The sequence below is a fragment of the Corynebacterium sp. NML 120412 genome (assembly GCF_002285155.1).
GTDB lineage: Bacteria > Actinomycetota > Actinomycetes > Mycobacteriales > Mycobacteriaceae > Corynebacterium > Corynebacterium gottingense.
The window spans coordinates 23828-43178 of the sequence record NZ_NSGL01000007.1 but is presented as its reverse complement, the minus strand read 5'-3'; the positions used below and the strand labels follow the sequence as shown (position 1 = coordinate 43178).

Below are 19351 nucleotides of genomic sequence, written 5' to 3'. Positions count from 1 at the left end.
CAGGGGCATTTTTGGCGGGTGCAACGGGGGCAGAAGGGCGTCGGCAAGCATGCTCCCCGCCGTAAAATTGGGTCTATACCGATACCCCCTACAGGAAGGACCGCCCAATGAAAGCACTGACCTATTACGGTGCGAACGACGTGCGCATCGAAGACCGCCCCAAACCCATGATTCTCGAGCCAACCGACGCCATCATCCGCGTGGACACCACGACGATCTGCGGCACCGACCTCGGCATCTTCCACGGCAAGAACCCGGAGATTGAGGCCACCGAGCGCGAGCGCACCGGCGAATGGAACGGGCGCATCCTTGGACACGAAGGTATCGGCACGGTCGAGGCCGTCGGCGACTCCGTGAAGAACTTCAAACCGGGCGACAAGGTCCTCATCTCCTGCGTATCGCGATGCGGCACGTGCGAGAACTGCCAGAAGCAGCTGTACAGCCACTGCCGCAACGGCGGGTCCTGGATCCTGGGCTACATGATCGACGGCACGCTCGCGGAGTACGTGCGCACCCCGTTCGCGGACAACTCGCTCTACCACCTGCCGGAGACACTGGACAAGGAGGTAGCGGTCTTCCTGTCTGATGCGCTGCCCACGGGCCACGAGATCGGCGTGCAAAATGGTGCCGTCGCGCCCGGCAAGGACGTGCTCATTGTCGGTGCGGGACCGGTAGGGATGGGCGTGCTGCTCACGTCGCAGTTCTACTCCCCCGCATCAATCACTGTGGTGGATATGGACGACAACCGTTTGGCCAAGGCCAAGGAGATGGGGGCGACGTACACGGTGAACCCGGCTAAGGAGGACGTCGCGGCCCACGTCGCTTCCATCACGGACGGCTACGGCGTGGACACTGCCATCGAGGCGGTCGGGCTGCCGGCTGCGTGGGCAACGTGCGCCGAAAACGTCAAGGAGGGCGGCCACATTGCCGTCGTCGGTGTGCACGGAAAGCCGGTCGACTTTGAGCTGCAGAAGATGTGGATCAAGAACCTCACCGTCACCACCGGACTCGTGAACGCGAACACAACGGGCATGCTGCTCAAGGCGGTCCAGAACTCGGACCTGCCGATCAACTCGCTGGCCACCCACCACTTCACGTTTACAGAGCTGGATGAAGCGTGGGAGACCTTTGCGCACGCCGAGGAGCACCAGGCGATGAAGGTCATCATCGACAACGCGTAAGACGCGACGGCAAAGGCCCCTTTCCCGTACAAGGGAAAGGGGCCTTTCGATGACCGCAAGTGGATTGAGTCAGGCCCTAGTGACTCGGCTCGTCGGTGGCGTTGCGGTCGGAGAGGTGCTTGGTCTCTTCGAGCTTGCGCAGCGTCTCGATCTCCTCGTGGTGCTTCTGCGCCTCCGCGTCGCGAACGCGCTCGGTAACGCCGAGCTCGCCGGACTTGAAGGTACCAACCGTCTCGGAGTCGGCGAAGCCCAGCTGGTTGAGCTGCTTCGGAACCGGGGCACCGGCGTACTCGAGCGGGACCGGGTGGCCGTGCTCGTCCACCGGACCGAGCGGCTGGTGGATCTCCACGAACGCGCCGTTCGGCAGCTTCTTGATCACGCCGGTCTCGATGCCGTGCTCCAGGACCTCTCGGTCGGAGCGCTGCAGGCCGATGCACAGGCGGTAGGTGATGAAGTACGCCAGCGGCGGCAGGATGATTAGACCAATGCGGCCGAACCAGGTCATCGCGTTCAGCGAGATCTGGAAGAAGTGGGCCACGTGGTCGTTACCACCGGAGATGGTCAGCAGCAGGAAGAACACGAGCGCCATGACACCGATGGAGGTGCGCACGGGAACGTCGCGCGGGCGCTGCAGCAGGTTGTGGTGCGCGTCGTCGCCGGTGATCTTCGCCTCGATGAACGGGTAGGTGATCAGCAGCACGACCATCAGGCCACAGAGCAGGGCGACCCAGAACGCACCCGGGATGGTGTAGTTGCCCAGGTAGAGCTCCCACGCCGGCATGACACGGGCCGCACCATCCGTCCACAGCATGTAGACGTCAGGCTGGGAACCTGCGGAGACCTGCGACGGGTTGTAAGGGCCAAGCATCCAGATGCTGTTGATCGTGGTCAGGCCGGCCATCGCGGCGAGGACGCCGAAGACGAACATCATGAAGCCGATTGCCTTGACGGCGAAGACCGGCATGATGCGGATACCAATGACGTTGTTCTCGGTACGGCCCGGCCCCGGGAACTGGGTGTGCTTCTGGAACCAGACGAGCAGCAGGTGGGCTGCGATCAGCGCCAGGATGATGCCCGGCACGATCAGCACGTGCAGGATGTAGAAGCGGTCCAGCATGAGGTCCGACGGGAAGTCGCCGCCGAAGATGGCCCAGTGCATCCAGGTACCGATGATCGGGATACCGACGATGATGGCGGACATAATGCGCAGACCGACGCCGGAGAGCAGGTCGTCCGGCAGGGAGTACCCCATGAAGCCCTCGATCATGCCGAGGAGCACCAGGGTGACACCGATAATCCAGTTCGCTTCACGCGGGCGACGGAACGCGCCGGTGAAGAAGATGCGCATCATGTGGGCGAACATCGACATCATGAACATCAGCGCTGCCCAGTGGTGCATCTGGCGGACGAACAGGCCGCCGCGGACCTCGAACGAGATGTTCAGTGCAGTTGCGTACGCGCGTGACATCTCCACGCCGTTAAGCGGGAGGTACGCGCCGTCGTAGATGACCTTAGTAATGGACGGATCGAAGAACAGTGCCAGGTAGACACCGGTCAACAACAGGATGATGAAGCTGTACAGGGCCATCTCGCCGAGCATGAAGGACCAGTGGCTCGGGAAGACCTTGTTCAGCTGGGGCCGCAGGAACCCGGAGATCGTGTAACGCGAGTCTACGTTGTCCGCGGCTTGTGCAAGTTTAGTGCTCATTAGGATCGACGCTCCCAGAATGCCGGGCCGACGGGCTCGATGAAGTTGCCGTTGGCGATGAGGTAACCTTCTTCGTCAACAGTCACAGGAAGCTGCGGCAGCGCACGGGCGGCCGGGCCGAAGACCGGCTTGCCGTAGTGCAGTGCGTCGAACTGCGACTGGTGGCACGGACACAGGATGCGGTTCGTCTGGGCCTCGTACAGCGAGGTCGGGCAACCGATGTGCGTGCAAATCTTCGAGTATGCGTAGTAGTCGCCATAGTGGAAGTCCTCCTGGCCTTCGCGCTCAACGGCGCGCTGTGCGTCCTGCGAACGCAGGCGAATCAGCATGACGGAGTTACGCGGACCGTGCAGCGAGTGCATGTGGTGCTCGTACACGTCGCGGTTCGGGTCGTACTCCTTGCCGTCGTTGACGTCCTCCTCGTAGAGGGGGAAGACAGTCTCCATGGACGCGGCAGCCAAGTCCTCCGGGCGCATGCGCACCAGGCGGGAGACGCCGGCGGTGCTGTAGTGCGAACCGGCTTCGCCCTCGTGCAGCTCGGCGATTGCACCGGTGTCGCGGCCGAGGTAGACCTTGACGCCCTGGTCCTGAATGGTCCAACCGTGGGTCCACAGCGTGCCGTCGCCCATGTAGCCGAGCTCGGTGCGCGGGCGCCACGGGTTCTTGATCAGACCGGCCAGCGGGGCGATGACCATGAGACCGGCCAGCACGCCAGCGCCGCCAAGGAGGCCCTGCATGGCCTTACGACGGCCAAAGGTCGAGGTCTCCCAAGCGTCGTTCAGCAGCGCCGTCGTCGTGCGGCGATCCAGCTCGCTGGAACGGCCGTCGTGGCGGCGCTGTACCGAGATCTCCGCGGGGATGAATTTCTTCACGTACTGGATGATTGCAATACCCAGCGTGACAAAGCCAAGACCGGAGGTCAGGCCGAGCAGCGGGGTGTACAGGGTGTAGACCCACAGGTCCTCGTCGCCGTGGAACTTCGGTTCCCAGGGCCAAAAGAGGTAGACGCCGAGGAACGCGATGCCGCACAGGACCGAAACCAACAGCCAGGCGTTGATACCTGCGGCTGCGGACTTCTCGCGCGGGTCGCCCTCGACCGGGAAACGCTCCTTGCGGTAGGCAACGGTGACGTCGTCAAGCTCGGTGCCCAGCGCGGCCAGCTCCGCATTGCTCATGCGGTCCAGCTCTTCGTTTGTGTAGTTCTTCTTTACATCACTCATGAACGCGATCCAATCCAGATAGCAGCGGCGGCGACCAAGGTCACGCCAATCATCCACATAGCCATACCCTCAGAAACCGGGCCGAGGCCGCCCAGGGCGTAGCCGCCGGGGCTCGGGGTCTCCTTAGCCGACTTGATGTAGGCGATGATGTCTCGCTTCTCATCAGCAGAGAGCTGACGGTCAGAGAACTTCGGCATGTTCTGCGGGCCGGTGAGCATCGCCTGGTAGATCTCCTGCTCGTTGGCGGGATCCAGGGCCGGTGCGTACTTACCGGACGACAGCGAACCGCCGCGGCCGGTGAAGTTGTGGCAAGACGCGCAGTTCAGGCGGAAGAGCTCGGAACCGCGGGCAACGTCGGCGGCCTGAATGTTGCCGTCGTAGTCCTTACCGCGCAGCGACTCCATCGCGACGCTGCCGTCCTTGTCGTACACGAGCTCGGGGCCGCCACCGTTCGCCGCGACGTACGCAGCGAGGGCGAGTGCCTGGGACTCGGTGTAGCGCGGGCGCTTGCGCTCAGCCTGCGCGTCGTTGGACATCATCGGCATGCGGCCGGAGTGCACCTGGAAGTACACGGCGCCTTCGCCGGTACCGATCAGGGACGGGCCGCGGTCCTCGACGCCCTGCAGGTTGGCGCCGTGGCAGGTGATACACGCGACGTCGTAGATGTCCTTGCCTTCTTGGATCATCGCCTGCTCGTCTCGCTCTGCGTTAGCAACCTGAGCGTTCGGGGCCAGTGCGGATGCCAAGAGGCCGGCGCCGGAGAGGCCGAGCGTGAGCGCGGCAGCACCAGCGACCGTGCGCCTGGTCTTGCGACCAATGCGCTTCTTCTTTGGTGTGTTTTCCATCTTGTTTCCTTTTAGCGACTATTCAAACGGTTACTAGGCCGGTTACTGGACCAGGTAGATCGTGGTGAACACGCCGATCCACACGACGTCCACGAAGTGCCAGTAGTAGGAGGTCACCATTGCGGCCGTAGCTTGCGCCGGGGTGAACTTCGACTTGGAAACGCGGAGCAGCACCACGATGAACGCGAGGATGCCCGCGGTCACGTGCGCCATGTGGAAGCCGGTGATGATGTAGAACACCGAGCCGTAGACGCTCGCCTGCGGCGTCACGCCCTCGTGGACCATCTCAGTCCACTCAAACGCGACGAGGCCCAGGAAGACCACGCCGAGCAGAATGGTTACGGAGAACCACTTGCGAAGCCCGAATACGTCACCCCTTTCTGCAGCAAACACGCCAACCTGGGACGTCACCGAGGAAGCCAGCAGAACGATAGTAATGATGAGGCCAAAAATAACGTTCAGGTTTTCCGTCTGGTGCGCCCAGTCTCCGGCGGCCAGGCCGTTTGCGCGCGACGTGAAGTACATCGCGAACAAGCCGGCAAAGAACATCAACTCTTGGGCGAGGAACGCCATCGTGCCAACGCTGACCATGTTGGGTCGGTTCAGCACTGGGACACGATTCTGCGGTGTCGCCATACCTTGATTAGTAATTGCGGTCGTCACGCATGTGATTATGGCGCGTTTCCGCCTTAAAGTCACCTCGAATACCCCCGGGCTTTCTCTGACAGGCACGCCCCAACCTGCCGTTTCAGCGCGAACGACAGTTACGGAAAAACTTTTTGGAAAACTCGGGAACTTTTCGCCCGCGCTTTACGACGCTCATCGTCCCTGGTCACACCAACACGACACAAGCGAGCGCCACCGGGCACCGATTTCCACAACGCCGCTCCCCTCCCCGACCGACGGAATTGCCGTCGCACGGCGAGTTCCCCGAGTTCCCGATTGTGTCGCTTCTCACATTCCCTCCCAGGGGATTTGGCGCGCGGACCTACTTTCGGTTGACCCCTGGGCGCGTGGGCGTCGCTAAGCAAAAAGCCCCGGCACCGAAGTGCCGAGGCTTGCGGACCCGCGAAGGCAGCGGGGCGGAGCAGCTAGTGCTTCTCGCGCGGGATGCCGTACTGCAGGTTCAGCTGGGTGGTGGTCCAGATGAGGAACACTGCACCGAAGGCGATCAGCCACAGCTGGTAGAAGGCGATACCCAGGCCGAGGAAGAGCACGGCGCCGGACATTGCGAACGGCCAGATGGAGTGCGGGGAGAAGAAGCCGAGCACGCCCGCGCCGTCTTCGATCTCCGCCTCTTCCCAGTCCTCGGGGACGACGTCCATGCGTCGCTCGGTGAAGTCGAGGTACACACCCATCATGAAGCACAGGGCCGTTGCCAGGACGAGGGCAACACCGCCGACCCACTCGAGGCCGAACAGGTAAGCATCTTCACCAATCCAGCTCGTGGCGAAGATGTAGATCACCGCCATCAGACCCAAGAAGGTGCCGATTGCGTAGAAAACTTTTGCGCCAGGACCCATAGTTCTACACTTCCTCTTTCTTAGTTGTTGGCAGCGACAACGGCGTTATCGCCGTCGCGGGTTGCGGTGCGGTCAGTGACAAACGGGTGGGTGGTCGTTGCGAACGGCTCCTCGCCGATAGCCTTCAGCGCGTCCGAGTTCGGCGCCTCCGGGTTGGCTTCGCGGAACTCCATGTAGTCCTTGAACTTCTCCGGCGAGACGGCGCGGAGCTCGAAGTTCATCATCGAGTGGTAGGTACCGCACATCTCGGCACAGCGGCCGACGAATGCGCCTTCCTTCTCAATGCGCTCGATCTGGAAGCTGCGCTGCTGCTGGTTCGCCTCCGGGTGTGCGTAGACGTCGCGCTTGAACAGGAACTCCGGAATCCAGAACGCGTGGGAGACGTCGCCGGATGCGAGACGGAACTCGATCGGCGTGTCGGTCGGCAGCACCAGCACCGGGATTTCCTCGGTGGAACCGATGGTCTCGATTTTGTTGAAGTTCAGGTACGACTGGTCGCCCTGGGACATACCGTGAATCGGGTTCGCGTTCGGCATGTCTTCCGGATCGTGCTTGGTCTCCTCGGCGAGCGCCTGGCGCTCCTTGTCCACACCCTCGTACTTCTGGCCGTTGTTGGTGAACTCGCCGTCGAGCTCGGCGTAGCCGAACTTCCAGTTCCACTGGAACGCGGTGACGTCCACGGTCACCTTCGGATCCTTGTCCAGCGCGGTGACCTTGGTCTGCGACTGCACGGTGAAGAAGAACAGGACCATAACGATGACGATCGGCACGATGGTCAGCGCAAGCTCCAGCGGGACGTTGTACTGCAGCTGCTTCGGGAACTCGCCCTCACCCTTCTTTTCCTTGGCCTTGCGGTTCCACTTGAACACAGCGGTGAGGAACAGGCCCCACATGATGATGCCGACAATCCAGGCGGCAACCCAGACCCACACCCAGAAGTTGTACAGCTCAGTACCCTCCGGCGTAATCGGGTCCGGCCAGCCCATGTCCAGCACGTTAGCGAGGGCCTCCGGGGGAGCAACGCTGCAGCCAGCGAGCGCGAAGCCACCGAGCAGGAGCGAGCCTGCTACACCGAGCTTCCGGGCAAAGCTGCGCTTTGTTTCCTTTTCCACGTGTGTCTGCCTTCCTGTCCACACTTCAATTCGTTGAAAACGATGAACGTTCATAGAAATGCCAGAGCATTCCTACCCATTCCTACCCAGTCAGAATAGTTCATCCAGCGGGCAGGCACGGAATTGCAGATTGGAGCCGCAACGCGCCGAGCTTTCGCTTCTCGACGTACACCCGCCACCCTTGGCTTTTCCCCATCACCCACTCGGCGCGTGGTCTGCGTCACCCAAAAAACGGATTTTTCGCCAAAAAGTTCATCCGAAAGTTGGCCCCCAATCGGGGACGGGCTAAAGGTTGAACCACCGCGGCCACGTCTGGTTCGCCGTTCCAGCCCTCGGAACCTTATCCTGGAACACATCATGACGCGCCCCGGCCGATGCTTGCGGCGCACCGTATATATAAGGAGAAGGTTCAACTTACGATGTGTGGCCTGCTTGCAATGCTTACCGCCGGATCCAACGCCAGCACCTTCGTCCCAGCTGTGGACGACGCGCTGCCGTGCATGTACCACCGTGGCCCGGACGCCGCCGGCACCTGGCACGACGACGACGCAGTGTTCGGCTTCAACCGCCTGGCCATCATTGACCTCGAGCACTCCCACCAGCCGCTGCGCTGGGGCCCGGCCGAGAACCCCGAGCGCTACGCCATGACGTTCAACGGGGAGATTTACAACTACATCGAGCTGCGCGAAGAGCTCCAGGCCGCCGGCTACACGTTCAATACTTCCGGCGACGGCGAGCCGATTGTGGTGGGCTACCACCACTGGGGCAAGGATGTGGTCAAGCACCTGCGCGGCATGTTCGGCATCGTGATCTGGGATACCGAGACCAAGACGATGTTTGCCGCCCGCGACCAGTTTGGCATCAAGCCGCTGTTCTACGCCACGACCAAAGCCGGTACCGTCTTCGCCTCCGAGAAGAAGTCCATCCTGAACATGTTCGAGCAGTTGGGCCTTGCCCTCTCCGGTCAAGACAACGGCCTGGACCGTCGCGCCATCGAGCATTACGTGGACCTGCAGTACGTCCCTGAGCCAGAGACGCTGCACGCCGGAATTCGCCGCGTAGAGTCCGGCTGCACCGTCACCCTGACCCCGGGCGGCGAGGTCCACGCGGAGCGTTACTTCAAGCCCGATTTCCGCACCACCCCGGTGACCAAGGACAAGGAGCAAGACCTCTACGACCGCATCGCAGCGGCGCTTGAGGACTCGGTGGCGAAGCACATGCGTGCCGACGTTACCGTCGGCTCCTTCCTCTCCGGCGGTATCGACTCCACCGCAATCGCCGCGCTGGCAAAGCGCCACAACCCGGACCTGCTCACCTTCACCACCGGCTTTGAGCGCGAAGGCTACTCGGAGGTCGACGTGGCGGCCGAGTCCGCCGATGCGATCGGCGTAGAGCACATCGTGAAGATCGTCTCCCCTGAGGAGTACGCCGACGCCATCCCGAAGATCATGTGGTACCTCGACGACCCCGTCGCCGACCCGTCGCTCGTGCCCCTGTTCTTCGTGGCCCAGGAAGCGCGCAAGCACGTCAAGGTCGTGCTGTCCGGCGAGGGCGCCGACGAGCTGTTCGGCGGCTACACCATCTACAAGGAGCCGCTGTCGCTCGCTCCGTTTGAGAAGCTCCCCTCTCCCCTGCTGCGCGGGCTGAACAGGCTCGGACAGGTCCTACCGGAAGGCATGAAGGGCAAGAGCCTGCTCGAGCGCGGCACCACACCGATGGAAGACCGCTATTACGGCAACGCACGGTCCTTCAACTTCCAGCAGCTGGAGCGGGTGCTTCCCTGGGCGAAGCGCGAGTGGGACCACCGCGAGGTCACGGCGCCGATTTACGCGGCGTCGACAAGCATGGACCCGGTGGCACGCATGCAGAACCTTGACCTCTTTACCTGGATGCGTGGCGACATCCTGGTGAAGGCGGACAAGATGAACATGGCGAACTCGCTCGAACTGCGCGTGCCGTTCCTGGACAAGGAAGTGTTCAAGGTGGCGCAGGCGATCCCGCATGAGCAGAAGATTGCGAACGGGACGACCAAGTACGCGCTCCGCCGCGCGATGGAGCAAATCGTGCCCGCGCACGTGCTCAACCGACGCAAGCTCGGCTTCCCGGTGCCGATGCGCCACTGGCTCGCCGGCGAGGAACTGTACGGCTGGGCGCAGGACACCATCAATGAGTCGCAGACCGCGCACATCTTTGACAAGAAGGCCGTGCTGGAAATGCTCAAGGAGCACCGCGACGGCATTTCGGATCACTCGCGACGCCTGTGGACCGTGCTGGCTTTTATGGTGTGGCACGGCATCTTCGTCGAGCACCGTATCGACCCGCAGATCGAGCACAAGGAGTACCCGGTCAAGCTGTAACCGGGCGGCCGCGTTTGGGGGTCCTGCGTGGGCTGGCGGCTCCGGTGCGCACGCGGGGGCTGGGTGCACAAAGGGGGCGCTGGGTGCGCAAAGGGGGCTGGGTGCACACGGGGCAAATGGAGCTAGCTCCCTTTGGGCGGCGCCGGGGCCGCGACCAGGCGTTTTACGGGCAGCGTCCGTCTGATGGAGCTAGCTCCGTTTGCACCTGGCAGCACCAGCCGACCGGGCGTTTCCCCGACACAGCTATCTACATGGCGTTAGCTCCATTTGCACCGGGCGACCCCAGCCGACCAGGCGTTTTGCAGGCAGCATCCGTCCAGATGGAGCTAGCTCCATTTGCGCCAGGCAGCACCAGCCGCCGGCGAAGTAGCTGCGCGAGCTCAAGGGGTAGCGCTAGCTCTACCCAAAGACTCCGGTTGCCACCATTGTCCGAGCCCCGCCGCCACGGTGGAATGGACACCATGAGTACAGCAAAGAAAATTCTTCTCGTCCTCGGCGGCGTCGTAGTCGCCATCGGCCTGGCCCTCGCGGCCGCCTGCTACGTCTGGGGGCCGACACTTTCCGCGCAGATGACCGGCCAGGCAAAGTTCCTGGGCAAAGATTCTCCGCAGCGCTACGCCCGCACGGTGCTCGACCTGTCTGAGTCCATGGGGGTTTACGCAGACTCGGAGGAATTCGCCGCCGCTCGAACCAAGGCAGAGGAGGCTGCGAAGGACGCAGAACACCAGGCCGAGCTACAGGACGTGCTCGACCAGGCCGTCCACGCCGCCGGTGGCAAGCACTCCAGGCTCATTCCGGCGGAAACCCAGCAGCCCGACGCCGAAGAAGACAGCCGTACTGCCCAGGTCGGAGTGACAACGGTGGGAAACGTCGCGGTCGCAACTGTGCCGGGCATCGGCCGGAACGATGAAATCCAGCAGTACGCGGACACCCTCACCAGTGGACTGATCGAGGCCCGGGACGGCGGGGCGTGCGGCGCGATCGTCGACCTTCGGGGCAACGATGGCGGCGACATGGGCCCCATGATCGCCGGCCTGTCCCCGCTCCTGCCCGACGGCACTGCGCTCGAGTTTGTCAGCCGCGCCAACACGTCCCAGGTCACGGTCGACGGCAACGCGGTCAGCGGCGGCGGCACCCCGCTGGAAACTGCAGGCGGTAAGTGGGAGGCGCCCACCGCAGTGCTTGTCGACGCCACCACTGCCTCCTCCGGCGAAGCGACCATGCTCGCTTTCCGCGGCTTGGACGACTCACGCTCGTTCGGCACGCCGACCGCCGGCTTTGCCTCGGCCAACATGGTGTATGACTTCCCCGACGGCAGCGAGCTGATGCTTACCGTCGCAAAGGACAAGGCCCGCACGGGCGAGGAGTTTTCCGAGGATCCGGTCGCGCCGGACACTCCTACGGACTCCGGTGATGCGGCGCTCGACGAGGCGAAGGCGTGGCTGCACGCCGAGCACGGTTGCGAGTCGTAGCCGGCCAGAAAAATACCCCGTCCGCTGCGGAAAGGATTCGCGCAGTGGACGGGGTATCGGAGGCGTTGCGACTTAGTTGAAGGAGTCGCCGCAAGCGCAGGAGCCACCGGCGTTCGGGTTGTCGATGGTGAAGCCCTGCTGCTCGATCGTGTCTGCAAAGTCGATGGTGGCGCCCATGAGGTACGGCACGCTCATCTTGTCCACCACGAGGCGCACACCGCCGACCTCGTCGGCCTTGTCGCCGTCCAGGTCGCGGTCGTCGAAGTACAGCTGGTAGCGCAGACCAGCGCAGCCACCCGGCTGCACGGCGATGCGCAGGGACAGGTCGGTGCGGCCTTCCTGGTCCAGCAGCGCCTTGGCCTTCGCGGCGGCGGCCTCGGTCAGGTTCACACCAGTTGCAGAGGTAGGTGCAGTCATTGAAATCTCTCCTTATATATGTGGCCGGAGTTTGCCCCATCATACTGCCCGCGCAGCATCGGTGGGGTCGGTGGGGTTTCCTCATGCCTCGCAACGCGGGGCCGTGGGCGATTATTCCCGGTAGCGCATTGCTCCTTTCCGAGCGGCGCCTTGTAGCCTAGAGTGCGTGAAACTCCCATGGCAGAAATCTGAGCAACAGTCCGAGCAACGGGCCGGGGGCGGCTCGACCGCCATCTCCGCCGCGGAGATCGGTGGGGCATCCGGTGGGGACAAGGGGGCGTCGATAAGCGATGCACACGACGAGCCCAAGTACCCGAAGGGCTACACGCCGCCGAAGGGGCGGCCGACCCCGAAGCGCCACGACCAGGAGGTCAAGCGCGGCGTCTTGCGCGACCCCGACAACATGACGCAGGCGCAGCGCGCGCAGAAGAACAAGGAGCTCAAGGCCTCCATGTCGAAGGAGGAGTGGAAGGCCTACAAGAAGGAGCAGCGCGCGGAGAACCGCCGCGCGAACAAGGAGATTCAGGCGCGCATCGACGCTGGCGACGAGCGCTACCTCATGGACCGCGACAAGGGCGAGGTGCGCCGCTACGCGCGCGACTGGGTCGACGCGCGCCGCTTCTTCAACAACTACGTGATGCCGGTCGCGCTTGTGCTCGTGGTGGTCCTGTTCATTGGCACGTGGCTGCCCGAGGTGTCCGCGGTGCTCTCCGGGCTGACCATGCTGTTTATCCTGGCCATCTTCATCGAGGCCTTCGTGATTGGCAAGCGCGTGAACAACGCGGTGCGCGCCAAGTTCCCGGGCACCACCGAGACCGGCTTCGGCCTGGGTATGTACGCGTTCTCTCGCGCGTCGCAGCCGCGCAACTGGCGCTCGCCCAAACCGCAGGTGAGCATCGGCGAGAAGGTCTAAGCCATGACCGAGCCTCATCTGGCCGGCGTCGACTTCGCGCCCGTGCAATCCCCCGATCTTGGCCGCACGCGGAACGTGTCCCGCCTTCTCGCGCGCTCCGTGCCGGGGCGGAACCTGGGCCGGTTGGCCGACATCGGCGCGTGGGTCGCGGGGGTGCAGGGGGCGTCGACGCCCGCGCCGTTCGCCCACCCGCGCGCGGTCATCGTTGCCGCTCGCCACGGCGGCGTAGCCCAGCGCGGCGTGTCCGCGTGGGAGCCGGACGCAGGCGCGACGCTGCTGGAACAGCTTGAGGCCGGCGCGGGTCCGGCGCACATCGCGGCGCGCGCCGCGGGGGCGTCGGTGCGCGTGGTAGACGATTTCGACGAGGTCACCGGTGCGATCGACGTGGAGCCCGCGATGACCACGCAGCAGTGCGCCGCTGCCATCGCGCGGGGCATGGAGGTGGCCGACCACGAGGTGGATTCCGGCACCGACCTCATCATCCCCGGCAACGTGGGCGTCGGCGATACCACGGTCGCCGCCGCGGTGTACGGCACGCTCACGCGCACCGAGCCGGTCAAGGCGATCGGCCGCGGCTCCGGGATCAACGATGAGGTGTGGAAGGTCAAGGTCGCCGCGATCCGCGACGCAATGTTCCGCGCCCGCACCATCGCCGACGACGTTGAGCGCGTGCTCGCGGAGATCTCTGGCCCCGACATGGCCTTCCTCATGGGCCTCGTCGCCCAGTCCGCGGCGCGCAGGACGCCAGTGCTTATCGACGCCGCGCTCCCCTCCGTCGCCGCCTACACAGCAGAGCGACTCGCCCCCGGCACGAAGCGCTGGTGCATCGCCGGCGGGGTAAGCCCAGAGCCGGCGCACATCGGCTGCCTCCAGGCGCTCGAGCTGACCCCGGTACTTGCCCTGGACATGACCACGGGCCAGGCGGCGGGCGCGCTGGCCGCGCTGCCGCAGGTCAATATGGCTGCGGAGATGGCGGCCGAGGCGCTCACGCAGCTGCGCGCCACGAGCCGGCCGGAGCCGCGCTAGGCCGGGTGAGGCGCGTTACGCCTCAACCAGCGTGACGTTCCACCCGTGGGTGTCCTCCACGCTGCCGTTCTGGATTCCCCGCAGGCGCTCGCGCAGCGACATCGTGATCGGACCGGCCTCATTGTTGTTGATGGTGAACTCGCCGTCCGCACTACGCACGCGCCCCACCGGGGTGAGCACGGCAGCGGTGCCGCACGCCAGCGTCTCCGTGATCGTGCCGTTTTCCACTCCCTCGCGCCACTGTTCCACGGTGATCTTGCGCTCCTCAGTGCCCAAGCCGGCGTCTTCCGCGACCTGGAGCAGCGACTTGCGGGTGATGCCGGCGAGCAGCGAACCGGACAGCGCCGGGGTGACAAGTGTGGCGTCGTCCCCGGAGCCCTCGACGAACATGAGGTTCATCCCGCCCATCTCCTCGATGTACTTGCGCTCGATGGCGTCGAGCCAGACCACCTGGTCGCAGCCCTTCTCCTGGGCCTCCGCCTGCGCGAGCAGCGAGCCCGCGTAGTTGCCGGCGAACTTCGCGTCGCCGGTGCCGCCCGGCGCGGCGCGGACGTACTCCTTAGACACCCACACGGAGACCGGCTTCACGCCGCCGGAGAAGTACGCGCCCGCGGGCGAGGCAATGACGTAGAACGTGTACGAATGGGAGGGCTTGACGCCCAGGGTCTCCTCGGTGCCGATCATGAAGGGACGCAGGTACAGCGCGGCCTCGCCGCCCGCCTCGGGCACCCACGCCTTATCGATGCTCACCAGCTGGCGCAGCGACTCGATAAACAACTCCTCCGGCAGCTCCGGCATGGCCAGACGGTGGGCGGAGTGCTGCATGCGCTTCGCGTTCTGCTCCGGCCGGAAGGTGCTGATGGAGCCGTCGGCGTGGCGGTACGCCTTCAGGCCCTCAAAAATGGCCTGCCCGTAGTGGAAGACGTTGGTCGCGGGGTCCAGGGAGATGGGCCCATACGGGCGCACCTGCGCGGCGTGCCAGCCCTTGTCCTCGGTCCACTCGATGGAGACCGTGTGGTCGGTGAACTCTTGCCCGAACGCCGGGTCGGCCAAGATGGCTTCGCGCTCCGCGTCGGTTGCGGGGTTCGGGTGTTGCGAAATGGAGAAGTCTAGCATTGTCATGCGCCCCACCCTACTCGGGCGGTACCCCGCCGGAGCCCGAGTACGCTGAATAGGGCTGGAATTTATTCAGCAGAGCTTATCGACGATTCCCTGATCGAAAGGTAACCCAACATGACTTTCACTTGCGCACTCCCCGCCCGCGGCACCACCGCGGCGCTGACGTTGGCGGATTCCGCCCCGTTGCAGGCCGCGCGCCTGATCCCGGTCGCTGCGGGCCAGGACGGCGTCGAGCTGCCCGTGACCGCGCTGACTGCGGACGGCGTCCTCGACGCCCTGGCGAAGGTGGGCGCAAAGGGCGCGGCCGGCGAGCTGCACCACGTCGTGGTCGACGGCACCCTGTTTATCGCTTACGGCTTGGGCCCTGCCGACGAGGTTGACGAGGAGTCCGTGCGTCGCGGCGTCGGCACGGCGGCGCGCAGCCTCTCCGGCATCGAGGAGGTCGCGGTGAGCACGGAGTTTGGCATGGGCCCGATAGTGGAAGGCCTGCTGCTGGGCTCCTACTCCTACCAGGGCTTGAAGTCCGCGGAGGAGGACGCCCCCGCCCCGGTCGCGGTGACAGTTGTCGCGGGCGACGAGGAGCGAGCAGCGTTTGACCGCGCGCGCATCATCGCAGAATCCGTCAACCTGGCGCGCGACTTGGTCAACACGCCGGCGAACTACCTCTACCCCGAGGCGTACGCCGAGATCATGCGCGAGGTCGGCGAGCAGGTCGGGCTGAGCGTCGAGGTCTTTGACGAGCAGTACCTGGAGGACCACGGCTTCGGCGGCATCACCGCTGTGGGCAAGGGCTCGGCCCGCCCGCCGCGCCTGGTGCACCTGTCCTGGTCGCCGAAGGACGCGCAGGACGGCGAGGCAGCGAGCGCCGCGTTGGTTGGCAAGGGCATCACCTTTGATACCGGCGGTATCTCCCTGAAGCCGGGCGCGCACATGGAGGACATGATCAGCGATATGGGCGGCTCCGCGGCCCAGCTGGCCTCCATCGTCGCCGCGGCACGCCTCGAGCTGGCCATGCCTATCGACGCCTGGCTGCCCCTCGCCGAGAACATGCCATCCGGCTCGGCGACCCGCCCGGGCGACGTGATCACCCACTACGGCGGGCTGACCTCGGAGATCCTCAACACCGACGCGGAGGGCCGCCTGGTGCTTGCCGACGCGATGGCGCGCGCCGCGGAAGACAAGCCCACCTACCTCATCGAGACCGCCACGCTCACCGGCGCGCAGATGGTGGCGCTCGGTGCCCGCACCGCCGGTGTGATGGGCACGGAGGAGCTGCGCGACCGCATCGCGGAGAACGGACGCACCGTCGGCGAGCCGGCCTGGTCCATGCCGCTGCTCGAGGAGCAGGAGGCGCAGCTGAAGTCCCCGATCGCGGACATCCGCAACACCCACAACGCACGCACCGGCGGCATGCTGTTCGCCGGGCTGTACCTCTCCAAGTTCTCCGGGGAGGACAACGGCACGCAGTGGGCGCATATCGACGTCGCGGGCCCGGCCTTCAACACCGACTCGCCATTCGGCTACACCCCAAAGAGGGCAACCGGCGCGCCGGTTCGCACCATTGTGGAGACGCTCACGCAGCTTGCGGGTGAGTAGGTGTGGCCGGGGGCGGTGGCGTCGATAAGCGATGAACCCCTAACTGTAGGGGTCCTCGCCGCGCTCGAACTTGGCGCGGCGCTGCCGCTGCTCCTCGCGCTTGCGCAGAATGCGCTCCTGCTCCATCTTCTTGCGCATGCGGTCGGGGTAGCCGGTCTCTTCGACGTCGTAGAGCGAGATGCTCAGCAGCTTGGCCACCTGGTCGATGCCTTTCGGCCCGCCGATGCGGCGGCGGGTGTAGTTGCCCAGCTCATCGACGAGCACGACCGACATTTCGTTGACCATGGTCTCCGGCTCGATGTAGCCCTCGACAAACTTGCGGCCGCGCACCCACTGCTTCAGGTACTCGGCGTCGTCCGGGCGAATTGTTCCGCCTGGCGCGCGCGGGGGTTTGAAGCTGGAGGACTGTTTCCGTTTGCCGAAAAGGTTAAACACGCGCCTTATCTTACGGAACCGGCGCGCGGGCGAGGCGATGCCGCCCGGCTGAGGCCCCCACCGATGGTGCCCCCCAAACGCGACGAATACGGGGGAATACGGGTAGCCTGTTTTCTGTATAGCTTCCGTTACAACCTTGAACTACGAGGAGACTGAGAAAACATGGCGCACTCCGTAGAGATGCCCGAGCTGGGCGAGTCTGTCACCGAAGGCACGATCACCACGTGGCTGAAGGAAGTCGGCGATACCGTCGAGGTAGACGAACCCCTGCTCGAGGTCTCCACCGATAAGGTCGACACCGAAATTCCGTCCCCGGTCGCCGGCGTCCTCATTGAGGTCAAGGCTGAGGAAGACGACACCGTCGAGGTCGGCGAGGTCATCGCCATCATCGGCGAGGAGGGCGAGGAAGCCGCTGGCTCCGCCGACTCCGCCGACAAGGCTGAGGAAAAGGACGAGGCCGCAGAGGAAAAACCGTCCGAGAAGCAGGAAGCCAAGTCCGCACCGAAGGCGTCCGGCTCCGCGACCGACGTCGAGATGCCGGAGCTTGGCGAGTCCGTCACCGAGGGCACCATCACCACCTGGCTCAAGGAGGTCGGCGACGAGGTCGAGGTCGACGAGCCGCTGCTCGAGGTCTCCACCGATAAGGTCGACACCGAAATTCCGTCCCCGGTCGCCGGCACTCTGGTTGAGGTCCTGGCCGATGAGGACGACACCGTCGAGGTCGGCGAGGTCATCGCCCGCATCGGCGACGCAGACGCTGCTGCCGCTGGCGCGGACGACGCAGCCGACGAGACCGAGGCCGAGGAAGAGGCTCCGGCCAACGCAGAGGAGCCGAAGCAGGAAGCTCCGAAGCAGGAGAAGAAGTCCTCCGGCTCGGGCGCTGGCACCAAGATTGAGATGCCGGAGCTCGGCGAGTCCGTCACCGAGGGCACCATCACCACCTGGCTCAAGGAGGTCGGCGACGAGGTCGAGGTCGACGAGCCGCTGCTCGAGGTCTCCACCGACAAGGTCGACACCGAAATCCCGTCCCCGGTCGCCGGCACCCTGCTGGAGATCCTGGCTGAAGAGGACGACACCATCGAGGTCGGCGGCGCCATCGCCGTTGTCGGCGACGCAGACGCCGCTGCCGCTGGCGCAGACGACGCAGCCGACGAGGCTGAGGAAGAAGAGGCTCCGGCCAAGGCAGAGGAGCCGAAGGAGGAAGCTCCGAAGGCTGCCCCGAAGCAGGAGGCGCCCAAGAAGGAGGCCCCGAAGGCGGGCGCTTCCGAGAAGCTGGCAAACCGCGGTGGCGACGTCCCGTACGTCACCCCGCTGGTGCGCAAGCTGGCCGACAAGCACGGCGTTGACCTCAGCACCGTTGAGGGCACCGGCGTTGGAGGCCGCATCCGCAAGCAGGACGTGCTGGCTGCTGCTAACGGCGAGGCCGCAGCTGACAAGGGCGCTTCCGCAGCTGACAAGGGCGCGGCCGAGAAGCCGGCCGCCAAGGGTGCTCGCGCAAACTGGTCCACCAAGTCCGTGGACCCGGAGAAGCAGAAGCTCATCGGCACCACGCAGAAGGTCAACCGCATCCGCGAGATCACCGCTGCGAAGATGGTCGAGTCCCTGCAGACCACCGCCCAGCTCACCCACGTGCAGGAGGTCGACGTCACCCGCGTCGCAGAGCTGCGCAAGAAGGTCAAGCCGGCCTTCGTGGAGAAGCACGGCACGAACATCACCTACCTCGCCTTCTTCATCAAGGCGACGGCCGAGGCGCTGGTCTCCCACCCGAACGTCAACGCGTCCTACAACGCGGAGACCAAGGAGATCACCTACCACTCCGACGTCAACATCGGCATTGCTGTGGACACCCCGCAGGGCCTGCTCGTGCCGGTGATCAAGAAGGCGCAGGACATGGACCTGGCCGAGATCGCCAAGGCCATCAAGGACCTGGCCGAGCGCGCCCGCAACAAGAAGCTGCGCCCGGACGACCTGACCGGTGCCACCTTCACGGTGACCAACATCGGCTCCGAGGGCGCCATGCTGGACACCCCGATCCTCACCCCGCCGCAGGCCGGCATCCTGGGCACGGCGACGATTGAGAAGCGCCCCGTCATCGTCACCGAGGACGGCATCGACTCCATCGCGATCCGCCAGATGTGCTACCTGCCGTTCAGCTACGACCACCAGCTGGTCGACGGCGCAGACGCAGGTCGCTTCATCACCACGATCAAGGACCGCATTGAGGTCGGCGACTTCGAGGCAGACCTTGCCCTGTAATTTCGCCTACTGATCCGGCGCCGGATCAACGGCACAGCGACGCAGCGGCCCGGTCCCCCACGAACGGGGGCCGGGCCGCTGTGTGCGTTCTGGGACTCCCCCACAGTTCGAGTCACCTAAGGCCCAGACCGTATACTGACAGTGTTTGGCACCACTTTCGACCAAGGAGCA

Annotated in this window: 16 protein-coding genes; 7 read left to right on the top strand and 9 right to left on the bottom strand. The window is 64.8% G+C overall.

Annotation, left to right across the window (positions count from 1 at the left end):
- Window positions 1-107 precede the first annotated feature (107 nt).
- A complete protein-coding gene (locus CKJ84_RS10830; RefSeq protein WP_095546947.1) occupies window positions 108-1181 on the top strand; it encodes a zinc-dependent alcohol dehydrogenase family protein in 1074 nt (357 codons plus the stop codon).
- Window positions 1182-1257: 76 nt separating this feature from the next.
- Here the strand turns inward: CKJ84_RS10830 and CKJ84_RS10825 are convergent, their stop codons facing one another.
- The 6 genes from CKJ84_RS10825 to CKJ84_RS10800 all read right to left on the bottom strand — a co-directional run bounded on the left by CKJ84_RS10825 (window position 1258) and on the right by CKJ84_RS10800 (window position 7589).
- Window positions 1258-2889 carry a cytochrome bc complex cytochrome b subunit gene (locus CKJ84_RS10825; protein ID WP_095538103.1) on the bottom strand — a complete coding sequence of 544 codons (1632 nt, stop codon included), beginning with the start codon at window positions 2887-2889 and terminating at the stop codon, window positions 1258-1260.
- Window positions 2889-4109, bottom strand: a complete 1221-nt coding sequence (locus CKJ84_RS10820; RefSeq protein ID WP_095546946.1) for a ubiquinol-cytochrome c reductase iron-sulfur subunit — start codon at window positions 4107-4109, stop codon at window positions 2889-2891. Before CKJ84_RS10820 ends, CKJ84_RS10825 begins: the two co-directional genes overlap by 1 nt.
- Window positions 4106-4954, bottom strand: a complete 849-nt coding sequence (locus tag CKJ84_RS10815) for a cytochrome c (protein ID WP_095538101.1) — start codon at window positions 4952-4954, stop codon at window positions 4106-4108. The genes CKJ84_RS10820 and CKJ84_RS10815 overlap by 4 nt, the downstream gene beginning before the upstream one ends.
- Window positions 4955-4996: 42 nt before the next feature.
- Window positions 4997-5617, bottom strand: coding sequence for a heme-copper oxidase subunit III (locus CKJ84_RS10810; protein WP_173783230.1), 621 nt, complete (start codon window positions 5615-5617; stop codon window positions 4997-4999).
- Between the two features lie 428 nt (window positions 5618-6045).
- A complete protein-coding gene (locus CKJ84_RS10805) occupies window positions 6046-6477 on the bottom strand; it encodes a cytochrome c oxidase subunit 4 (protein WP_095278124.1) in 432 nt (143 codons plus the stop codon).
- Between the two features lie 20 nt (window positions 6478-6497).
- The gene (locus tag CKJ84_RS10800; RefSeq protein WP_095534902.1) at window positions 6498-7589 is read right to left on the bottom strand and encodes a cytochrome c oxidase subunit II; all 1092 of its coding nucleotides are present in this window, start codon (window positions 7587-7589) and stop codon (window positions 6498-6500) included.
- A 419-nt stretch (window positions 7590-8008) separates the two neighbouring features.
- On the opposite strand from CKJ84_RS10800, the gene asnB reads away from it, so the two are divergent.
- The gene (gene asnB / locus CKJ84_RS10795; RefSeq protein ID WP_095546945.1) at window positions 8009-9946 is read left to right on the top strand and encodes an asparagine synthase (glutamine-hydrolyzing); all 1938 of its coding nucleotides are present in this window, start codon (window positions 8009-8011) and stop codon (window positions 9944-9946) included.
- 461 nt (window positions 9947-10407) lie between these two features.
- The gene (locus CKJ84_RS10790) at window positions 10408-11418 is read left to right on the top strand and encodes a S41 family peptidase (protein WP_095546975.1); all 1011 of its coding nucleotides are present in this window, start codon (window positions 10408-10410) and stop codon (window positions 11416-11418) included.
- A gap of 72 nt (window positions 11419-11490) precedes the next feature.
- On the opposite strand, the gene CKJ84_RS10785 is transcribed toward CKJ84_RS10790, so the two are convergent.
- A complete protein-coding gene (locus CKJ84_RS10785) occupies window positions 11491-11835 on the bottom strand; it encodes an iron-sulfur cluster assembly accessory protein (RefSeq protein WP_095278134.1) in 345 nt (114 codons plus the stop codon).
- A 166-nt stretch (window positions 11836-12001) separates the two neighbouring features.
- Here CKJ84_RS10785 and CKJ84_RS10780 point away from each other — a divergent pair, with 166 nt between their 5' ends.
- Both CKJ84_RS10780 and CKJ84_RS10775 read left to right on the top strand, forming a co-directional pair.
- Complete coding sequence (locus CKJ84_RS10780) at window positions 12002-12748, top strand: DUF3043 domain-containing protein (RefSeq protein ID WP_095546944.1); 747 nt, start codon at window positions 12002-12004, stop codon at window positions 12746-12748.
- Window positions 12749-12751: 3 nt separating this feature from the next.
- The gene (locus CKJ84_RS10775) at window positions 12752-13774 is read left to right on the top strand and encodes a nicotinate-nucleotide--dimethylbenzimidazole phosphoribosyltransferase (protein ID WP_095546943.1); all 1023 of its coding nucleotides are present in this window, start codon (window positions 12752-12754) and stop codon (window positions 13772-13774) included.
- Between the two features lie 15 nt (window positions 13775-13789).
- Here CKJ84_RS10775 and CKJ84_RS10770 read toward each other — a convergent pair whose 3' ends face one another.
- Window positions 13790-14896, bottom strand: coding sequence for a branched-chain amino acid aminotransferase (locus CKJ84_RS10770; RefSeq protein ID WP_095546942.1), 1107 nt, complete (start codon window positions 14894-14896; stop codon window positions 13790-13792).
- Window positions 14897-15007: 111 nt separating this feature from the next.
- Here CKJ84_RS10770 and CKJ84_RS10765 point away from each other — a divergent pair, with 111 nt between their 5' ends.
- Window positions 15008-16489 carry a leucyl aminopeptidase gene (locus tag CKJ84_RS10765; RefSeq protein ID WP_095546941.1) on the top strand — a complete coding sequence of 494 codons (1482 nt, stop codon included), beginning with the start codon at window positions 15008-15010 and terminating at the stop codon, window positions 16487-16489.
- Between the two features lie 39 nt (window positions 16490-16528).
- On the opposite strand, the gene CKJ84_RS10760 is transcribed toward CKJ84_RS10765, so the two are convergent.
- Window positions 16529-16924 carry an oxidoreductase gene (locus CKJ84_RS10760; RefSeq protein WP_095278143.1) on the bottom strand — a complete coding sequence of 132 codons (396 nt, stop codon included), beginning with the start codon at window positions 16922-16924 and terminating at the stop codon, window positions 16529-16531.
- 162 nt (window positions 16925-17086) lie between these two features.
- On the opposite strand from CKJ84_RS10760, the gene sucB reads away from it, so the two are divergent.
- On the top strand, window positions 17087-19180 hold the full coding sequence (sucB, locus tag CKJ84_RS10755) for a 2-oxoglutarate dehydrogenase, E2 component, dihydrolipoamide succinyltransferase (RefSeq protein ID WP_095546940.1): 2094 nt from the start codon (window positions 17087-17089) through the stop codon (window positions 19178-19180).
- Window positions 19181-19351 lie beyond the last annotated feature (171 nt).